We start from the raw sequence: 13,877 nt of genomic DNA, 5'->3' as shown, positions 1-13,877 counted from the left end.
CCCGCTCGGCTGCGAAGCAGTCGTAAATCCAGCAGACGCGATCTGTCTGAGAAAAATCAGGACCGCTCCGCGCTCCAGCGGGAGCAAGCTCCCTCGCCACAGGAAAGCCCTCACTCCAGAGGAAAGCCCCCCCCACAAAGCACTGCCTGGTGCGCTTAAATTTCCCCCCACAACAAACGTTCTAGCTTGGATAAAGCCTGCTTCATGGCTGACACAGGTAGGGCAATGACGATTTCTCGACGCTGGTTCATGGCGGGCCTGGCGCTCACGGGCGCTGCGGTGCCTGCCGCTTTTTATACACATCGTGAGCTGACCCGGGAAAAGGAACCGATCACGCCGGGGGAGGCCACGGTCGACCTGGCGAGCACCGCCGGGCAGCAACTGGCCGACAGCTTGCGCGGAGTCTGGGACATTCGTTTTGTCGGCAGCGATGCCGGGCTTGATGGCTTGCCGCAGGACGGGCTGGAGCTGTTTCTCGACATCGCTCATCGCGGGCGCGGGTTGCGCGGTTGCCTGGACACCGGCACTCACCTGCGTGGGGAAGGCCAGCCGTGCTATCAGGTCATCGGCGATCTGGCGCCGGCCAAGGGCGCCGAACTGTACTGGCGGCTGATGCGCACCGACGCCCCGCTGGTGGCGCCGGTGTATGAGTTCAAGGCAAAACTCGACGAAGTCTGGGCCGCTTTCGGCAACGCCGGCAGCGGCACGTTCAGCGGCCAGGTACTGAGCCTGAATCGCCCGTTGGGTTTGCCCGAACTCGACAACCGCTTTATTGCCATCAAGCGCCGGTTTCCCGAAGCGCGGGAGCGAACCGCCCTCAACCCGGCGTTTCTGGCGTGGCTGGTGTCCCCCGAGCATCGATTGTTTCATCAGCTCTGGCACGCGTCCCGGGACAAATGGCACAAGCTCTCGGAGAAAAAACGCGAGGCGTTGCGCGGTATCGGCTGGCAACCCGGCCCACGGGATAAGGAGCGTGATGCCCGCGGGCCGCGCAAGGACCGCAACGGTTCGGGCATCGATTTTTTCTACATGCACCGGCACATGCTCGGCATCGCCCGGTCCATGCAGGATTTGCCTTCATGGCCGGCGTTCCCCTTGCCGCAGCCGGAACTCGAGCGTGATCGCCAGGGCTTCGCGCGCTATTTCGACAATCACGATGGCAATGCCTTGCCGCCCACCTGGTTGACCGAGGGCGATGACGAATACACCAAGTGGGTCAGTGACATCAAAGCGGCAGAGACCTATCACAGCAACTTCCAGGTCTGGGAGTCGCAATACCGGGATCCGCGTTACCTGTCGAAACTGACCCTCGGACAGTTCGGCTCGGAGGTCGAGTTGGGCCTGCACGACTGGCTGCACATGCGCTGGGCGTCGGTGGCTCGGGACCCGTCCAACGAGATACCGGTGCCGATGGCCCGGGATCAGGCCGACTTCGCGGCGCGCTGGTATGCCCCGGAAAACGACTTTCTCGGTGATCCGTTTTCGTCCCACGTCAATCCGGTGTTCTGGCGTTTCCACGGCTGGATCGACGATCGCATCGAAGACTGGTTCCGCGCCCATGAGCGTTTTCACCCGGGCGAGCTGAGCCGCCTGGAGGTTAACGGCGTGCCGTGGTTTGCGCCGGGGCGTTGGGTGGAAGTCGGCGACCCATGGCTCGGGCCGGATACTCACGGTTGCAGCACGACCCCGGGCCTGCAAACGGGGCGCTCGGTGGAAATGGACCCGGAAACCATGAAGCTGGCGTTGCGCATTACGTTTGGCGATGAAGACAGCATGAGCGACCTGTTGCGCAAAGTGCCGCGACGGCCGTGGTATGCGCGGCATTTGAAGGTCAAGGGGTGGCCGGTTTAAGCAGATAGACCGCGTTATCGTTCTTCGCGAGCAGGCTCGCTCCCACACTGGATCTTTGTAGTACACAGAATTTGTGTTCACTGAAGATCTACTGTGGGAGCGAGCCTGCTCGCGATAGCGATCTCAATGCTCACACTGAGCTAAAGGACTTGCCACCCCCCACCCAACGCCTTGTACAGCGCAATACTGGCCTGCAACCGCGACAATCTCAGCTGCACATTCATATCCTGGGCGGCATACAGCGTGCGCTGGGTTTGCAGCACCGTGAGCAGGTCTTCGGCGCCGGCCTGGTAGCGGCTCTGGGCGATGTCGAAAGCGGTCTGCGCCTGGCTCAATTCTTCCCCTTGCCACTGACGTTGTTCGTCCAGCCCATGAATGCTGTTGAGGGCTTTTTCCACATCGGCGAAGCCATTGATGATTGCCCCTCGATAGGTTTCCAGCAGTTCCTGTTGACGCGCCGTGGCTTTGTCGCGGGAGGCACTGAGGTGACCATTGTTGAAGACCGGCGCCACCAGCCCCGAGGACAGGTTGTAAAAAGTCGTGCGCAACAGATCTGAAGCCAGGTCGGCGCCAGTGCCCAGGCTGGCGGTGAGCGTCAGGGTGGGCAGCATCGCCGCGCGGGCGACGGTCACATCGGCCTGGGCGGCGGCAAGTTTGGCTTCGGCGCTGGCGATGTCCGGGCGGCGGCTCAACAACTCACTGGGCACGCCGCTGGCAATCTGCGGCCAATGCAATTGATCGAACGGCTGTTCCGCCAGCGTCAGTGCCTGCACCGGTTGGCCGAGCAGGGCGGCGAGGGTGATCCGCGCTTCCCGGGCCTGTTGCTGCACCAGCGGCAGTTTGCGTTGCTGCTCGGCCACCAGGCTTTTTTGCTGAGCCAGTTCCAGTGCGGTGGCGCTGCCGGCGTCGTAGCGGGTCTGCACCAATCGCAAAACGCTTTGGGCGTTGGCCAGGTTCAGCTCGGCGATCCGTTGCTGTTCACGCAATGACAAGGCCTGGGTGTAGCTGTTGGCCACGCCGCTTTGCAAGGTCAGTTCCACGGTGGCCCGGTCGAACTCGCTGGCCTGCAAGCCGAGCAGGGCGCTGTCCCGGGCCGCCCGTTTGCCGCCCCAGAAATCGATTTCGTAACTGGCGCTCAGTTCCGCATCGTAATAATTCAGCGAGCGATTATCGGGGCTGACGTCCAGTTGGCTGTAGCCCTTGCCATGCAGCAAGCGTTGGCGATTGGCGTTGAGGCCAGCCTTGAGTTCGGGCAGCAGCGGGGCGCCGGCGATGGTGGCGCTGGCCTGGGCCTGCTGCACCCGGGCGACGGCGGCAGCCAGGTCATGGCTGCCCACGCTGGCCTGGTCGATCAGGCGATTCAGTTGTGGGCTGCCGAACTGCATCCACCATTGCCGATTGCTGTGTGCTGCGGCCGCGGTGTTCGGCGATTGCCAGGCGGCGGGTGGTTGCAGGCCGCTGTCGGGGCGCGGCGCAGGGTTGCTGCAGGCGGCCAGCAACAGGCTGGCGGCCAGAAGGGTCAGGGGCACTTTCATAGGTCGATCATTCACTGGTAAGGGCCGTGACCGGATCGAGCCGGGCAGCCTTGCGGGCAGGCATGAAGCCGAAGATGACACCGGTGACCAGGGCGCAGCCGAAGGCGCCGAGCACGGCGATCAACTGGAACGCGACCGCGACATTGCTCAGCAGCAGCACGCCACCGACCAACAGCGCCAGACCGATCCCGGCGACACCGCCGACCACAGAAAGCATCACCGCCTCGGTGAGAAACTGGCGCAGGATGTCGCGCTGACGGGCGCCGGTGGCCATGCGAATACCGATTTCCCGGGTGCGTTCGCGCACCGTCATCAGCATGATGTTCATGACGCCAATGCCGCCGACCAGCAGCGAAATCGCCGCAATCGAACCGAGCATCAATGACAGCGTGCCCTGGGTGCGAGCCTCGGCCTGGATCATCGCGGCGTTGTTGGTCAGCTCGAAATCGCGCTTGCCCTTGTGCTCGCGCAGCATCGTTTGTTCGATTGCCTGCTCGGCCTCCTTGACCTTGCGCGCATCCTTGGCGGCGATCACCACATACTCGGGGTTGCGACTGCCAAACAGACGCACGCTGGCTGCCGAGTAGGGCACGGCAATGCGGTTGTCGCTGTCGGAGTCGCCGGAACTGGAGCCTTTTTCGGCCAGCACGCCGAGCACCTGAAACGGTACGTTTTCGATCAGGATGTACTGGCCGATCGGGTCGCTCAGGTCTTTGAACAGCTTCTCCCGGACCTTGTGGCCGATCACCGCGACCGCGGCGGCGCTGTCTTCATCGGCCTGGGTGAAATAGCTGCCTTGAACCACCGGCCAATTGAAAATGCTCGGGAAGTTGGTGTCGTTGCCGCCCACATAGGCGGTGTGATCGGCGTTGCCGAAACGCACGCCGGCCGTCGAGCCGTTGACCGGCATGATCCGCTGCACCTGAGGCAGGTTGGCGAGCGCGGCGACGTCGTCGAGGGTAATGATCCCGGGCGGCGTACGCGGATTGGGCGCGGCGCCGCTGAGGTAAATGATGTTGGAGCCGAAGGCGCCCATCTGCGCCATTACTTGCCGCTTGCTGCCTTCGCCCACCGCCAGCATCACCACCACCGACGCGACGCCAATGACAATCCCCAGTAGCGTCAGGGCGGTGCGGAAGCGGTTGATCCACATCACGCGCCAGGCCGCCTGAACCGCGTCCAGCAGTTCGCCCTTCCAGGCGCCATTGGGCTCGCTGCCGGCACTCAGGCGCTGGCGCAGGTCTACGGCTTGCAGTGCGCCGGGACGGGCCGTGCGCGGGGCATCCGAAGGATGTGTGGCGGTGTCGCTGATAATCAAGCCGTCGCGGATTTCGATGACCCGGTTGGCGCGTCTGGCCACTTCGCGGTCGTGGGTGATCAGGATCACCACATGCCCCTGGCTGGCCAGTTCATCGAGCAGGGTCATGACTTCGGCGCCGCTGTGGCTGTCGAGGGCGCCGGTGGGTTCGTCGGCGAGAATGATGTGGCCGCCGTTCATCAAGGCGCGGGCGATCGACACTCGTTGTTGCTGGCCACCGGAGAGCTGATGCGGACGGTTGCCGGTGCGCGAACCCAGGCCGAGACGTTCGAGCAGGGCCGCCGCGCGGGCATGGCGTTCGTCCGCCGGAGTGCCGGCATAGATGGCTGGCATCTCGACGTTTTCCTGGGCCGATCCGGACGGGATCAGGTGGTAACCCTGAAACACGAAGCCGAAGGCCTCGCGCCGTAGCCACGCCAGTTCATCACTGCCCAGGCCTGCGACGTTTTCCCCGGCGAACAGGTAGTCGCCGCTGGTGGGGCGGTCGAGGCAGCCGAGGATGTTCATCAGGGTCGATTTGCCGGAGCCGGAAGCGCCGACGATGGCGACAAATTCGCCGGCATGGATCGACAGGTCGATACCGCGCAGCACCTCCACCAAGGGGCTGTCGCCACCGCCGTAGGCTTTGCGGATCTGTCGCAGGTCAATCAGGGGCGTTTGCATTCAGCCTCCGCTGCCGGTGAGCGGAGCGCTCAGCACGTGATCGCCTTCCGTCAGCCCGTCGAGAATCTGCGTGCGTAACCGATCGCTGATTCCGGTGCGAACCTCGCGGCGCTGAACCTCGCCGTTGGCGGCCACCACTTGCGCCACTTGGCGATCCGCCGCGGTGCCGTTTTGCAGGGCCGTGGTGGGTACCGTCAGCGCGTTCTGCGCCTGCTGGGCGACGAAAAATACCTGGGCGGTCATGTCGGTCATCAAGGCGTTGTCGGCGTTGTCGACATCCAGCAACACGGTGTAGAGCACCACCCGTTCGCTGCCGCTGCGACCGCTGGTGGGGCTGCCCTGCGTCTGTTCGAGCGGGCGCGGCGGCACTGGCAAAATCTGCCGCACGGTGCTGCTCCAGCGCCGGTTGCCACCGCTGAGCGTGGTGAACCAGGCGGTCATGCCGGGTTTGACCTGGCCGATATCGGCCTCCGAAACCTCGGCCCATACGGTCATCGGTGACAACCGGGCGATGCGCAATATCAGCGGCGTCTGTTGTTGGGCGTTGAGCGTCTGGCCTTCTCGGGCGCCGACGGCGACCACTGTGCCGGACATCGGCGCGTAGATCCGTGTGTAACCCAGCTCCGCTTCGTCGCTGCGCAAACTGGCCTGGGCTTGACGAATCTGCGCCTGGAACCTGTCGATGCGCGCTTGGGTCGCCCGGACTTCGGCGCGGGCGGTTTGCACATCTTCTTCGCGGGTCGCGCCGCCGGCCTTGAGGTTCTGCTGGCGCTGATACTTTTGCTGCGCCAGGTCGTGCTGGGCGCGCTGCTCTTGCAACTGGGCCTTGAGGTTGTCGATGGAAAAGCGCCCGGCGTCGAGTTTGGCTTTCTGGGTAGAGGGATCGATCTCCACCAGCAATTGGCCTTCCTTGATCTGATCGCCGGCCTCGACATGAATCTTCTGGATCTGCCCGGACGCCTGGGCGCCGACGTCGACGTAGCGTCGCGGTTGCAGGGTGCCGAGGGCGGTCACGCTGTTTTCGATATCGGCGCGGGTCACGGCGGCGGTGGCAAGTTTCTCACGCCCCGGCGGGATCACTTGCCAGGCAGCCACGGCCACGGCGGGGATCAGGCACAGAGCGACAAACAGGGCGCGTCGGGTGGGGCGGGGACGTTTCATGCGGGGTTCCAGCCGGTGAAAATCGGCCCGTCGCTCGGCGAGCGCGGCAGTGACCGGCGCCGCTGAACGCTGTCGGTGGACCGACAGACACGGGAAGCTGTCCTGTAAACGAGAACCCCGAACTGGAATTTAAGCGTTGATACATGGCGTTACAGGACGACAAATGAGGTTATTTCTCAAGTAAATGGATCCAGTGCTTTAAATCTATATGAGAATTACTATAAATTACGCTCCTTGCGCGCTGCCATCATCGTGCCGCCATCTCTTTTATGGCGCACTCTTTATGGCACAGATTGGCCCAAGAACCGGGAGTCATGTTGGAAAACTACTATCGCGAGCTGGTGTGTTTCCTGAACGCCAAGCTAGGCAACCGTCAGGTGGCCGAAGATGTGGTGCATGACGCTTATCTGCGGGTGCTGGAGCGTTCCAGTGAGACGCCGATCGAACAACCCCGGGCGTTTCTTTATCGCACCGCGCTCAATCTGGTGATCGACGACCACCGACGCAATGCCTTGCGGCAGGTCGAATCCCTGGACGTGCTCGACAGCGAAGAGCGCTATTTCACGCCATCCCCCCACAACAGCCTCGATCACGGTCAGCGTCTGGACATGCTCCAGCGCGCGCTGGCGGAGTTGCCACGCCTGTGTCGCGAGAGTTTTCTTTTGCGCAAGATCGATGGCTTGTCGCACCCGGAAATCGCCGAGCAGCTGGGTATTTCCCGGGCGCTGGTAGAAAAGCACATCGTCAATGCGATGAAGCATTGCCGGGTGCGAATGCGCCAGTGGGACGCCCATTGATCGACGCCGGTTAGTAGTAATGCTGTTCACTTAAGCGGATGAAATGATCCTGTGGCGAGGGAGCTTGCTCCCGCTGGGCTGCGCAGCAGGCCTCTTTTGTGAGCGCTTCGCACTCAAGCGGGAGCAAGCTCCCTCGCCACAAGGATTCAGGCAAGCCTTAAGTGAACAGCATTGCCGTTTAGTCAGGCTACGTTAAATTTTTTTTCATTGTCCTCGTTCCTATTCAACAGACGATCTGCTGCCGCACAAGGCCGGTCAGGTCACCCAGGCGTTATCCCCGCTGGTCCGGGGTTCATCCAGAGGACACTGGAAATGACACAGGCAATTGCATCGCCCATCGTTCACGACCTGATCGGCGTCGGTTTCGGCCCTTCGAACCTGGCTCTGGCCATCGCCCTGCAAGAGCGCGGGCCGAGCCAGGGCGAGTTGGATGTGCTGTTTCTCGACAAGCAGGCGGACTACCGCTGGCATGGCAACACCCTGGTCACCCAGAGCGAACTGCAGATTTCCTTTCTCAAGGATCTGGTGACGCTGCGTAACCCGACCAGCCCGTATTCCTTCGTCAATTACCTCAAGCAGCACGGTCGTCTGGTGGACTTCATCAACCTCGGCACCTTCTATCCGTGCCGTATGGAGTACAACGACTACCTGCGCTGGGTCGCCGGGCAATTTACCGAGCAGAGCCGCTACGGCGAGGAAGTGCTGGCCATCGAACCGGTGCTGCACCACCAGCAGGTTGAAGCACTGCGGGTGATCTCGCGTGATACGCAAGGTCTGCAGCATGTGCGCACCACCCGTTCGGTAGTGGTCAGCGCCGGCGGTACACCGCGCATTCCCGAAGCGTTCAAGGCACTCAAGGATGACGGCCGGGTGTTCCACCACTCCCAGTACCTGGAGCGCATGGCCAAGCAGCCGTGCGTAAACAACCAACCGATGAGCATCGCGATCATCGGCGGCGGGCAGAGTGCGGCGGAAGCCTTCATCGACCTGAACGACAGCTTCCCGTCGGTGCAGGTGGACATGATCCTGCGTGGCTCGGCCCTGAAACCGGCCGATGACAGCCCCTTCGTCAACGAAGTGTTCTCACCGGAGTTCACCGACCTGGTGTTCCAGCAGGCCAGCAGCGAACGCGAGCGTCTGGTCAACGAGTACCACAACACCAACTATTCGGTGGTGGACATCGACCTGATCGAACGCATTTACGGCATCTTCTACCGGCAGAAAGTCTCGGGCATCGCGCGCCATGCGTTCCGTACCCTGACCACCGTCGAAAAAGCCACCGCCACCGAGCGCGGTATCGAACTGGCAGTGCGCAACAACGCCACCAGTGAAGTCACGGTTCGCCCTTACGACGCGGTGGTGCTGGCCACCGGTTACGAGCGTCAGATGCACCGCAAATTGCTGGCACCGCTGGAACAGTACCTGGGCGATTTCGAGGTCGATCGCAACTACAAACTGATCACCGACGAGCGTTGCAAGGCCGGCATCTACATGCAGGGCTTCTGCCAGGCCAGCCACGGTTTGAGCGACACCTTGCTGTCGATTCTGCCGATCCGCGCCGATGAAATCGCCGGCTCGCTGTATGACCATGGCAAGTCGCGGGGGCATGGCCGGTCGGTGATGGATTTGTTGTTGGCGACTGCCAGCTAAATCTTCGGCGCCTGCCAGGCCGCTATCGCGGGCAAGCCCGCTCCCACAGTTTGATCTTCGGTCACCAAATCTGTGTTCACTGAAGATCCCTGTGGGAGCGGGCTTGCCCGCGATGGGGCCCTAAAAAGCACCACAAATCCAGAATCCTGAACCCTCCTGAACCCTCCTGAAGAATCCCGCACTGCAACTGCGCGGCGAATCCCGGCCCGTTCCCTGGGAGCCATGTACTGAAGGGATAAGTGACACCGCTTTTAGGAAACGTCCTACATAACGCTTCATGGCTCTTGCGTAGTCTTGCCGCCTCACTCATCAGGCATTGACCTGGAGGCACGCGATGACCAACAAAACCTTGCGTATCCTGATCGCCGACGAACAGCATTTTCACCGGATGAAAACCGAACGGCTGTTCAATCAACTCGATTACTACAGAGTGGCGCCGGTACAAAGCCTTGCGCAGACGCTGACCCTGGTCGAGTACGGCTGCGAGCCCTTTGATCTGGTCGTCATCAATGCCTCACTGGCGGGTGGGGCATTGGACCTGCCCGGGTTCTTCCTCGATAACCGCCAGGTTCGTCACGCCTTGATCTACGCTGGCCGGCAGGTACAGGTCCCTGCTGCCGGTTTTCAGCAGAAGGTTCAGATAAGCCATGCGGCGCTCCCGGATTTTGCATCCATTCAACAACTGATGACGCGCATCGATCCGCCTGCATGTGAAGCTGCACCCTCCTTGAATCAAGAGCGATATCGGCAACGGATCGGTTGATTTTCGGGGCTACCGTTCGTCGGTACTATCACTTCTGACAGGTACATTCTTTCTGCCTTCCATGCAAAAGTCTTAGCGCAGCCGTTGCGTCCGGTTCGTGGTTATCCGGCGTGCATTGGTGCGCAATCGTCAGATCTTTGCACAGGGAATTACCATGAAGTCAGTGCTGATTGTGGACGATCATCCGGTGGTACGCGCCGCAGTCAAAATCGTGTTGGAGAAGGAGGGTTTCAAACGGATTTATGAGGCTGCCAGCGGTAGCGAGGCATTGTCGATGCTCCGGGAGCATTCACCTATGCTGGTGGTGCTGGATCTGGTCATGCCCGAGGGCGATGGGCTGGATGTGCTGGACCGGATCAGGGCCAGTGATTGGTCATCTCAGGTACTGGTTTTCACGTCCCTTGATCCGCTGTTTTTTCAAGAGCGTTGCATGCGCGCCGGGGCCATGGCGTATGTCGCCAAGACTAACGTCCTGAGTCAATTGCAAAAGGCCGTGCATGCGGTCATGACCGGCTACACCTATTTTGCGCGGCTGCCTTCGGGATCGCAGGACGCCCTGCAACGCAGCGAAAAACAGATGATCGACAAACTCTCCAACCGCGAACTGACCATTCTGCAATACCTAGCCCGGGGCACGAGCAACAAGGCCATCGCCGAGCTTATGCACCTGAGTCACAAGACTGTCAGCACTTACAAGACTCGCTTGATCGAAAAGCTCGGGGTGAACGCAGCGGTGCACTTGCGGGACTTCGCCAAGCGCAATCATCTGATCTGAGTGAGCCCGATCATGCGCATGTTGCTGTTGGCCTTGGCACTGAGTCTTTTAACGCAGCTGCCTGCGGCGATGGCCGACGAGCCGCAGCGGTTGCACCTGCTGGGTCGCTCCACGGCGGAGGGTTTTCAGGTCAAGCTGGATGAAAAGGACTGGCAATGGCTGCGTGATAAACGGGCCCTGCGCCTGGGGGTGACGGGGCCGGACTACCCGCCGTTCGAGGTGACGCGCCACCGCGATGAGCTGGAGGGCATCACGGCCGATTACGCCGAGCTGCTGGGGCAACTGCTGCACGTCAAGATCGAGGTGTTGCGTTATGCCACCCGTGAAGCCGCCATGGACGCCCTCAAACGCCATGAGCTGGATCTGCTCGGAACATCGAACAACTTCGAAGCGGCCGACCCTGCGCTGACCCGGTCCCGAGCCTATGCCGAAGATCAGCCGATGCTGGTCACTCGACTGGACGAGCGAATGCCTGTCGATCTTGCCGGCAAACGTATCGCCATGGTCGAAGACTATCTGTCAGCCCAAACGGTGGAGGCCTTCTACCCCGACGCGACCTTGCAGCGCTATCCCTCGGCACTCGATGCGCTCGGAGCGGTAGCGTTCGGGCCGGACGATGTGTACCTCGGCGACTTCATCAGCGCCAATTACCTGATCAACAATAACTACCTCAACAATGTCCATCTGGCGGGGCCTTCCGGTCTGGATGCCAATCCGTTCGGCTTCGCTTTGGCGAAGGACAATCCGCGTCTCAAAAGCATCATCGACAAGGCTCTGGCAGCGATTCCGATGGACCAGCGCGCGGTCATCGAGGTGCGCTGGAGTGCCGGCAGGGGCAATACGGCGGGGCAACAGCAAGTGCGTTTGAGTCCCAGTGAACAACGCTGGGTGGACCGGCATCCGACGGTCACTGTCGGCGCGATCGACAACTTTGCCCCGCTGACGTTCTACGATGCGCAAGGCCGGCTCAGCGGGTTGACGGCGCAGTTGCTGACGCTGATCAGCCAACGCAGCGGTTTGACCTTTCAGGTGCAACGCGGCCACTCTCTGGACCGGCAAATCGAGCAACTCCAGGACGGTGAGATCGATCTATTACTTGTGGTCACCCCCAGTGCCGAGCGTGAAGACGCGTTGCTCTTTACCCGCGCCTACCTCAGCAATCCATTTGTGCTGGTCAGTGCAACGACGACGGGCAGCCCCAGGACGCTGGACGATCTGGCCGGTAAACGCCTGGCGATTTATCGCGGTCATCCGTTGTTCGGGTTCATGCAGGCCCGGGCGCCGCAGGTGCGTCTGGTCGAAGTGCAAAGCCCGGCCGAGGGTATGGAATGGGTGATCAAGGGGCAGGCTGATGCGACGCTCAGTTCATTGATGGTCGCCCGTTACCTGATCGCTCGGCATTACCGTGATCGTTTGCGCGTCAGCAGCACCGTGGGCGATCAACCCGCCCGAATCGCCTTGGCCACGCACCGCGGCGCGCAGGAGTTGCACTCGATTCTGAACAAGGCATTGCTGAGCATTTCGCCTCTGGAAATGGACGATTTGGTGGCCCGCTGGAGTCATGATGTGGTGCTGGATGACAGCTATTGGCTGCGTCACCGTAGGAGTATTTTTCAGGCCTTTGCCGTGGCTGGCGCCTTGCTGTTGTTCGCCTTTGGCTGGATCGCCTGGCAGCGCCGACAGATCCGCCAGCGCCAGCAATGGTTGCAGCAATTGCAGGATGCCAAAAACGAGGCGGACGATGCCAACCGTGCCAAAACCACCTTTCTGGCGACCATGAGTCATGAGATTCGCACGCCAATGAACGCCCTGATAGGCATGCTTGAATTGGCCCTCAAACGTGCCGACGAGGGCGTCACCGACCGTTTCGCCATTGAGTTGGCGTCCGGTGCCGCACAACAATTGCTGGCGTTGATCGGCGACATTCTGGACATCGCCCGTATCGAGTCCGGGCATCTATTCCTGACACCTGAGCGCGCCAATCTTCGGCGGCTGGTGGAATCGGTGTGTGGGGTTTTCGAAGGCCTTGCACGACAGAATGAACTGGCGTGGCGCATCGATCTGGATGAACACAGCGACTGCGACGTGTTGATCGACCCCACCCGTTTCAAGCAGGTACTGTCCAATCTGCTGAGCAACGCCATCAAGTTCACCCGTGAGGGCGAGGTCAGCCTGACGCTGCGGGTGACGCCCGTGATGCCGGAGCATCTGGCGGTCAGTGTGCGCATTGAAGACACCGGCATTGGCATCAGCGCCGTCGACCGGCAACGGTTATTCAGCCCGTTCGCCCAAGCCAGCAATAACCGGCAATCGGCTCGCGGCGGCTCCGGGTTGGGCCTGGTGATCAGCCGCACTTTGTGCGAAATGATGGGCGGCCGGTTGCAACTCGACAGCGTCCTCGGGCAAGGCACGCGGGTGGACATCAATCTTGAGCTGATCGCGTTGCAACCGTTGTCTTCCATTGAAGCAGTGGATAGCGGGTTGCAGGCGCCGACGCCGCCGCTGACGATTCTGGTGGTCGACGATCACCCGATTAATCGGCTGTTATTGTCATGGCAACTGTGTGATCTGGGGCATCACGTTATGCAGGCTGCGGATGGCGAGCGAGGACTTGAGCTATGGCACGAGCATGAGTTCGATCTGGTGGTTACCGATTGCAATATGCCCAGACTCAGTGGTTATGAACTGGCGGGGGCAATCCGCGATGAAGAGCGCGCCCAGGGATTACCGCCGACGCTGATTCTGGGCTTTACCGCCAATGCGCAGCCCGAGGAAAAAATCCGCTGCCTGGAGGCAGGTATGGACGACTGCCTGTTCAAACCCATCCTGCTGGCGGATTTGAGCGCATGGCTGGCGTCCAGGTTTGTGAGCGAATTGCCAGAGACGCTCGAAGAGCAACCCGGGCCCGAGATGGATTTGAGTGGCCTGGAGCAATACGTCGGTGCGGATCGCACGTTGCTTGATCACTTGGTGCGCGAACTGGCGGTGACTAATCGCAGTGATCGGACCAATCTGCTCCAGGCGCACGCCAGTGGTAATCGCCCGGGTCTGCAAGACCTGGCGCACCGCATCAAGGGCAGTGCACGTATGGTTCGGGCGCAGCGCTTGATCGAGCATTGCGAACAACTGGAGCGCGTAATCGCCGAGGGGAACACGGTGCTGCTCGACGAAGCCGTCGATCGGTTGCAGCACGCTATGTCATCGCTGGACAAACATTTGAACCAAGGCTGAAGCTCAATCCAACTGCGGCGCAATGGGGGATAGACATCAAATGACTCCAGGGGTTGTGACATGTCGGTGGTATTGATGGTGCCTGATCTGACGCTATCGCGAGCAGGCTCGCTCCCACATTGGATCTGCGTAC

9 protein-coding genes are annotated in these 13,877 nt (G+C 61.3%); 6 read left to right on the top strand and 3 right to left on the bottom strand.

Annotated features, from left to right (window positions below; all coding sequences use genetic code 11):
* Positions 1-225: 225 nt before the first annotated feature.
* A complete protein-coding gene (locus AB3226_RS05790) occupies positions 226-1,851 on the top strand; it encodes a PvdJ/PvdD/PvdP-like protein (RefSeq protein ID WP_367372363.1) in 1,626 nt (541 codons plus the stop codon).
* A gap of 140 nt (positions 1,852-1,991) precedes the next feature.
* Here AB3226_RS05790 and AB3226_RS05785 read toward each other — a convergent pair whose 3' ends face one another.
* The 3 genes from AB3226_RS05785 to AB3226_RS05775 are packed head-to-tail and all read right to left on the bottom strand — an operon-like array spanning position 1,992 to position 6,528.
* Positions 1,992-3,386: an efflux transporter outer membrane subunit gene (locus AB3226_RS05785; RefSeq protein WP_367372362.1), complete on the bottom strand. Its 1,395-nt coding sequence runs from the start codon at positions 3,384-3,386 to the stop codon at positions 1,992-1,994.
* Between the two features lie 7 nt (positions 3,387-3,393).
* The gene (locus AB3226_RS05780) at positions 3,394-5,367 is read right to left on the bottom strand and encodes a MacB family efflux pump subunit (RefSeq protein ID WP_367372361.1); all 1,974 of its coding nucleotides are present in this window, start codon (positions 5,365-5,367) and stop codon (positions 3,394-3,396) included.
* Positions 5,368-6,528 (bottom strand): efflux RND transporter periplasmic adaptor subunit, encoded by a 1,161-nt coding sequence (locus AB3226_RS05775; RefSeq protein ID WP_367372360.1) that lies wholly within the window; start codon positions 6,526-6,528, stop codon positions 5,368-5,370.
* 314 nt (positions 6,529-6,842) lie between these two features.
* Here AB3226_RS05775 and AB3226_RS05770 point away from each other — a divergent pair, with 314 nt between their 5' ends.
* The 5 genes from AB3226_RS05770 (at position 6,843) to AB3226_RS05750 (ending at position 13,744) form a co-directional block, all read left to right on the top strand.
* Positions 6,843-7,325 carry a sigma-70 family RNA polymerase sigma factor gene (locus AB3226_RS05770; RefSeq protein WP_367372359.1) on the top strand — a complete coding sequence of 161 codons (483 nt, stop codon included), beginning with the start codon at positions 6,843-6,845 and terminating at the stop codon, positions 7,323-7,325.
* A 312-nt stretch (positions 7,326-7,637) separates the two neighbouring features.
* Positions 7,638-8,975, top strand: coding sequence for a lysine N(6)-hydroxylase/L-ornithine N(5)-oxygenase family protein (locus tag AB3226_RS05765; RefSeq protein WP_367372358.1), 1,338 nt, complete (start codon positions 7,638-7,640; stop codon positions 8,973-8,975).
* Positions 8,976-9,309: 334 nt separating this feature from the next.
* The gene (locus AB3226_RS05760) at positions 9,310-9,738 is read left to right on the top strand and encodes a response regulator (protein ID WP_367372357.1); all 429 of its coding nucleotides are present in this window, start codon (positions 9,310-9,312) and stop codon (positions 9,736-9,738) included.
* Between the two features lie 154 nt (positions 9,739-9,892).
* Entirely contained in the window at positions 9,893-10,513 is a 621-nt protein-coding gene (locus AB3226_RS05755; protein WP_367372356.1) for a response regulator, read from the top strand.
* Between the two features lie 12 nt (positions 10,514-10,525).
* Positions 10,526-13,744: a transporter substrate-binding domain-containing protein gene (locus AB3226_RS05750; RefSeq protein WP_367372355.1), complete on the top strand. Its 3,219-nt coding sequence runs from the start codon at positions 10,526-10,528 to the stop codon at positions 13,742-13,744.
* Positions 13,745-13,877: the final 133 nt, after the last annotated feature.

Origin of the sequence: Pseudomonas lini (assembly GCF_964063345.1) — a bacterium.
Classification (GTDB): domain Bacteria; phylum Pseudomonadota; class Gammaproteobacteria; order Pseudomonadales; family Pseudomonadaceae; genus Aquipseudomonas; species Aquipseudomonas lini_B.
This window is presented reverse-complemented; position numbering and strand designations above follow the sequence as displayed.

Bases quoted from the DNA above. Each gene is read 5' to 3' on its own strand.
- AB3226_RS05790 (WP_367372363.1), top strand. From the start codon at position 226: ATGACGATTTCTCGACGCTGGTTCATGGCGGGCCTGGCGCTCACGGGC.
- AB3226_RS05785 (WP_367372362.1), bottom strand. From the start codon at position 3,386: ATGAAAGTGCCCCTGACCCTTCTGGCCGCCAGCCTGTTGCTGGCCGCC.
- AB3226_RS05780 (WP_367372361.1), bottom strand. From the start codon at position 5,367: ATGCAAACGCCCCTGATTGACCTGCGACAGATCCGCAAAGCCTACGGC.
- AB3226_RS05775 (WP_367372360.1), bottom strand. From the start codon at position 6,528: ATGAAACGTCCCCGCCCCACCCGACGCGCCCTGTTTGTCGCTCTGTGC.
- AB3226_RS05770 (WP_367372359.1), top strand. From the start codon at position 6,843: ATGTTGGAAAACTACTATCGCGAGCTGGTGTGTTTCCTGAACGCCAAG.
- AB3226_RS05765 (WP_367372358.1), top strand. From the start codon at position 7,638: ATGACACAGGCAATTGCATCGCCCATCGTTCACGACCTGATCGGCGTC.
- AB3226_RS05760 (WP_367372357.1), top strand. From the start codon at position 9,310: ATGACCAACAAAACCTTGCGTATCCTGATCGCCGACGAACAGCATTTT.
- AB3226_RS05755 (WP_367372356.1), top strand. From the start codon at position 9,893: ATGAAGTCAGTGCTGATTGTGGACGATCATCCGGTGGTACGCGCCGCA.
- AB3226_RS05750 (WP_367372355.1), top strand. From the start codon at position 10,526: ATGCGCATGTTGCTGTTGGCCTTGGCACTGAGTCTTTTAACGCAGCTG.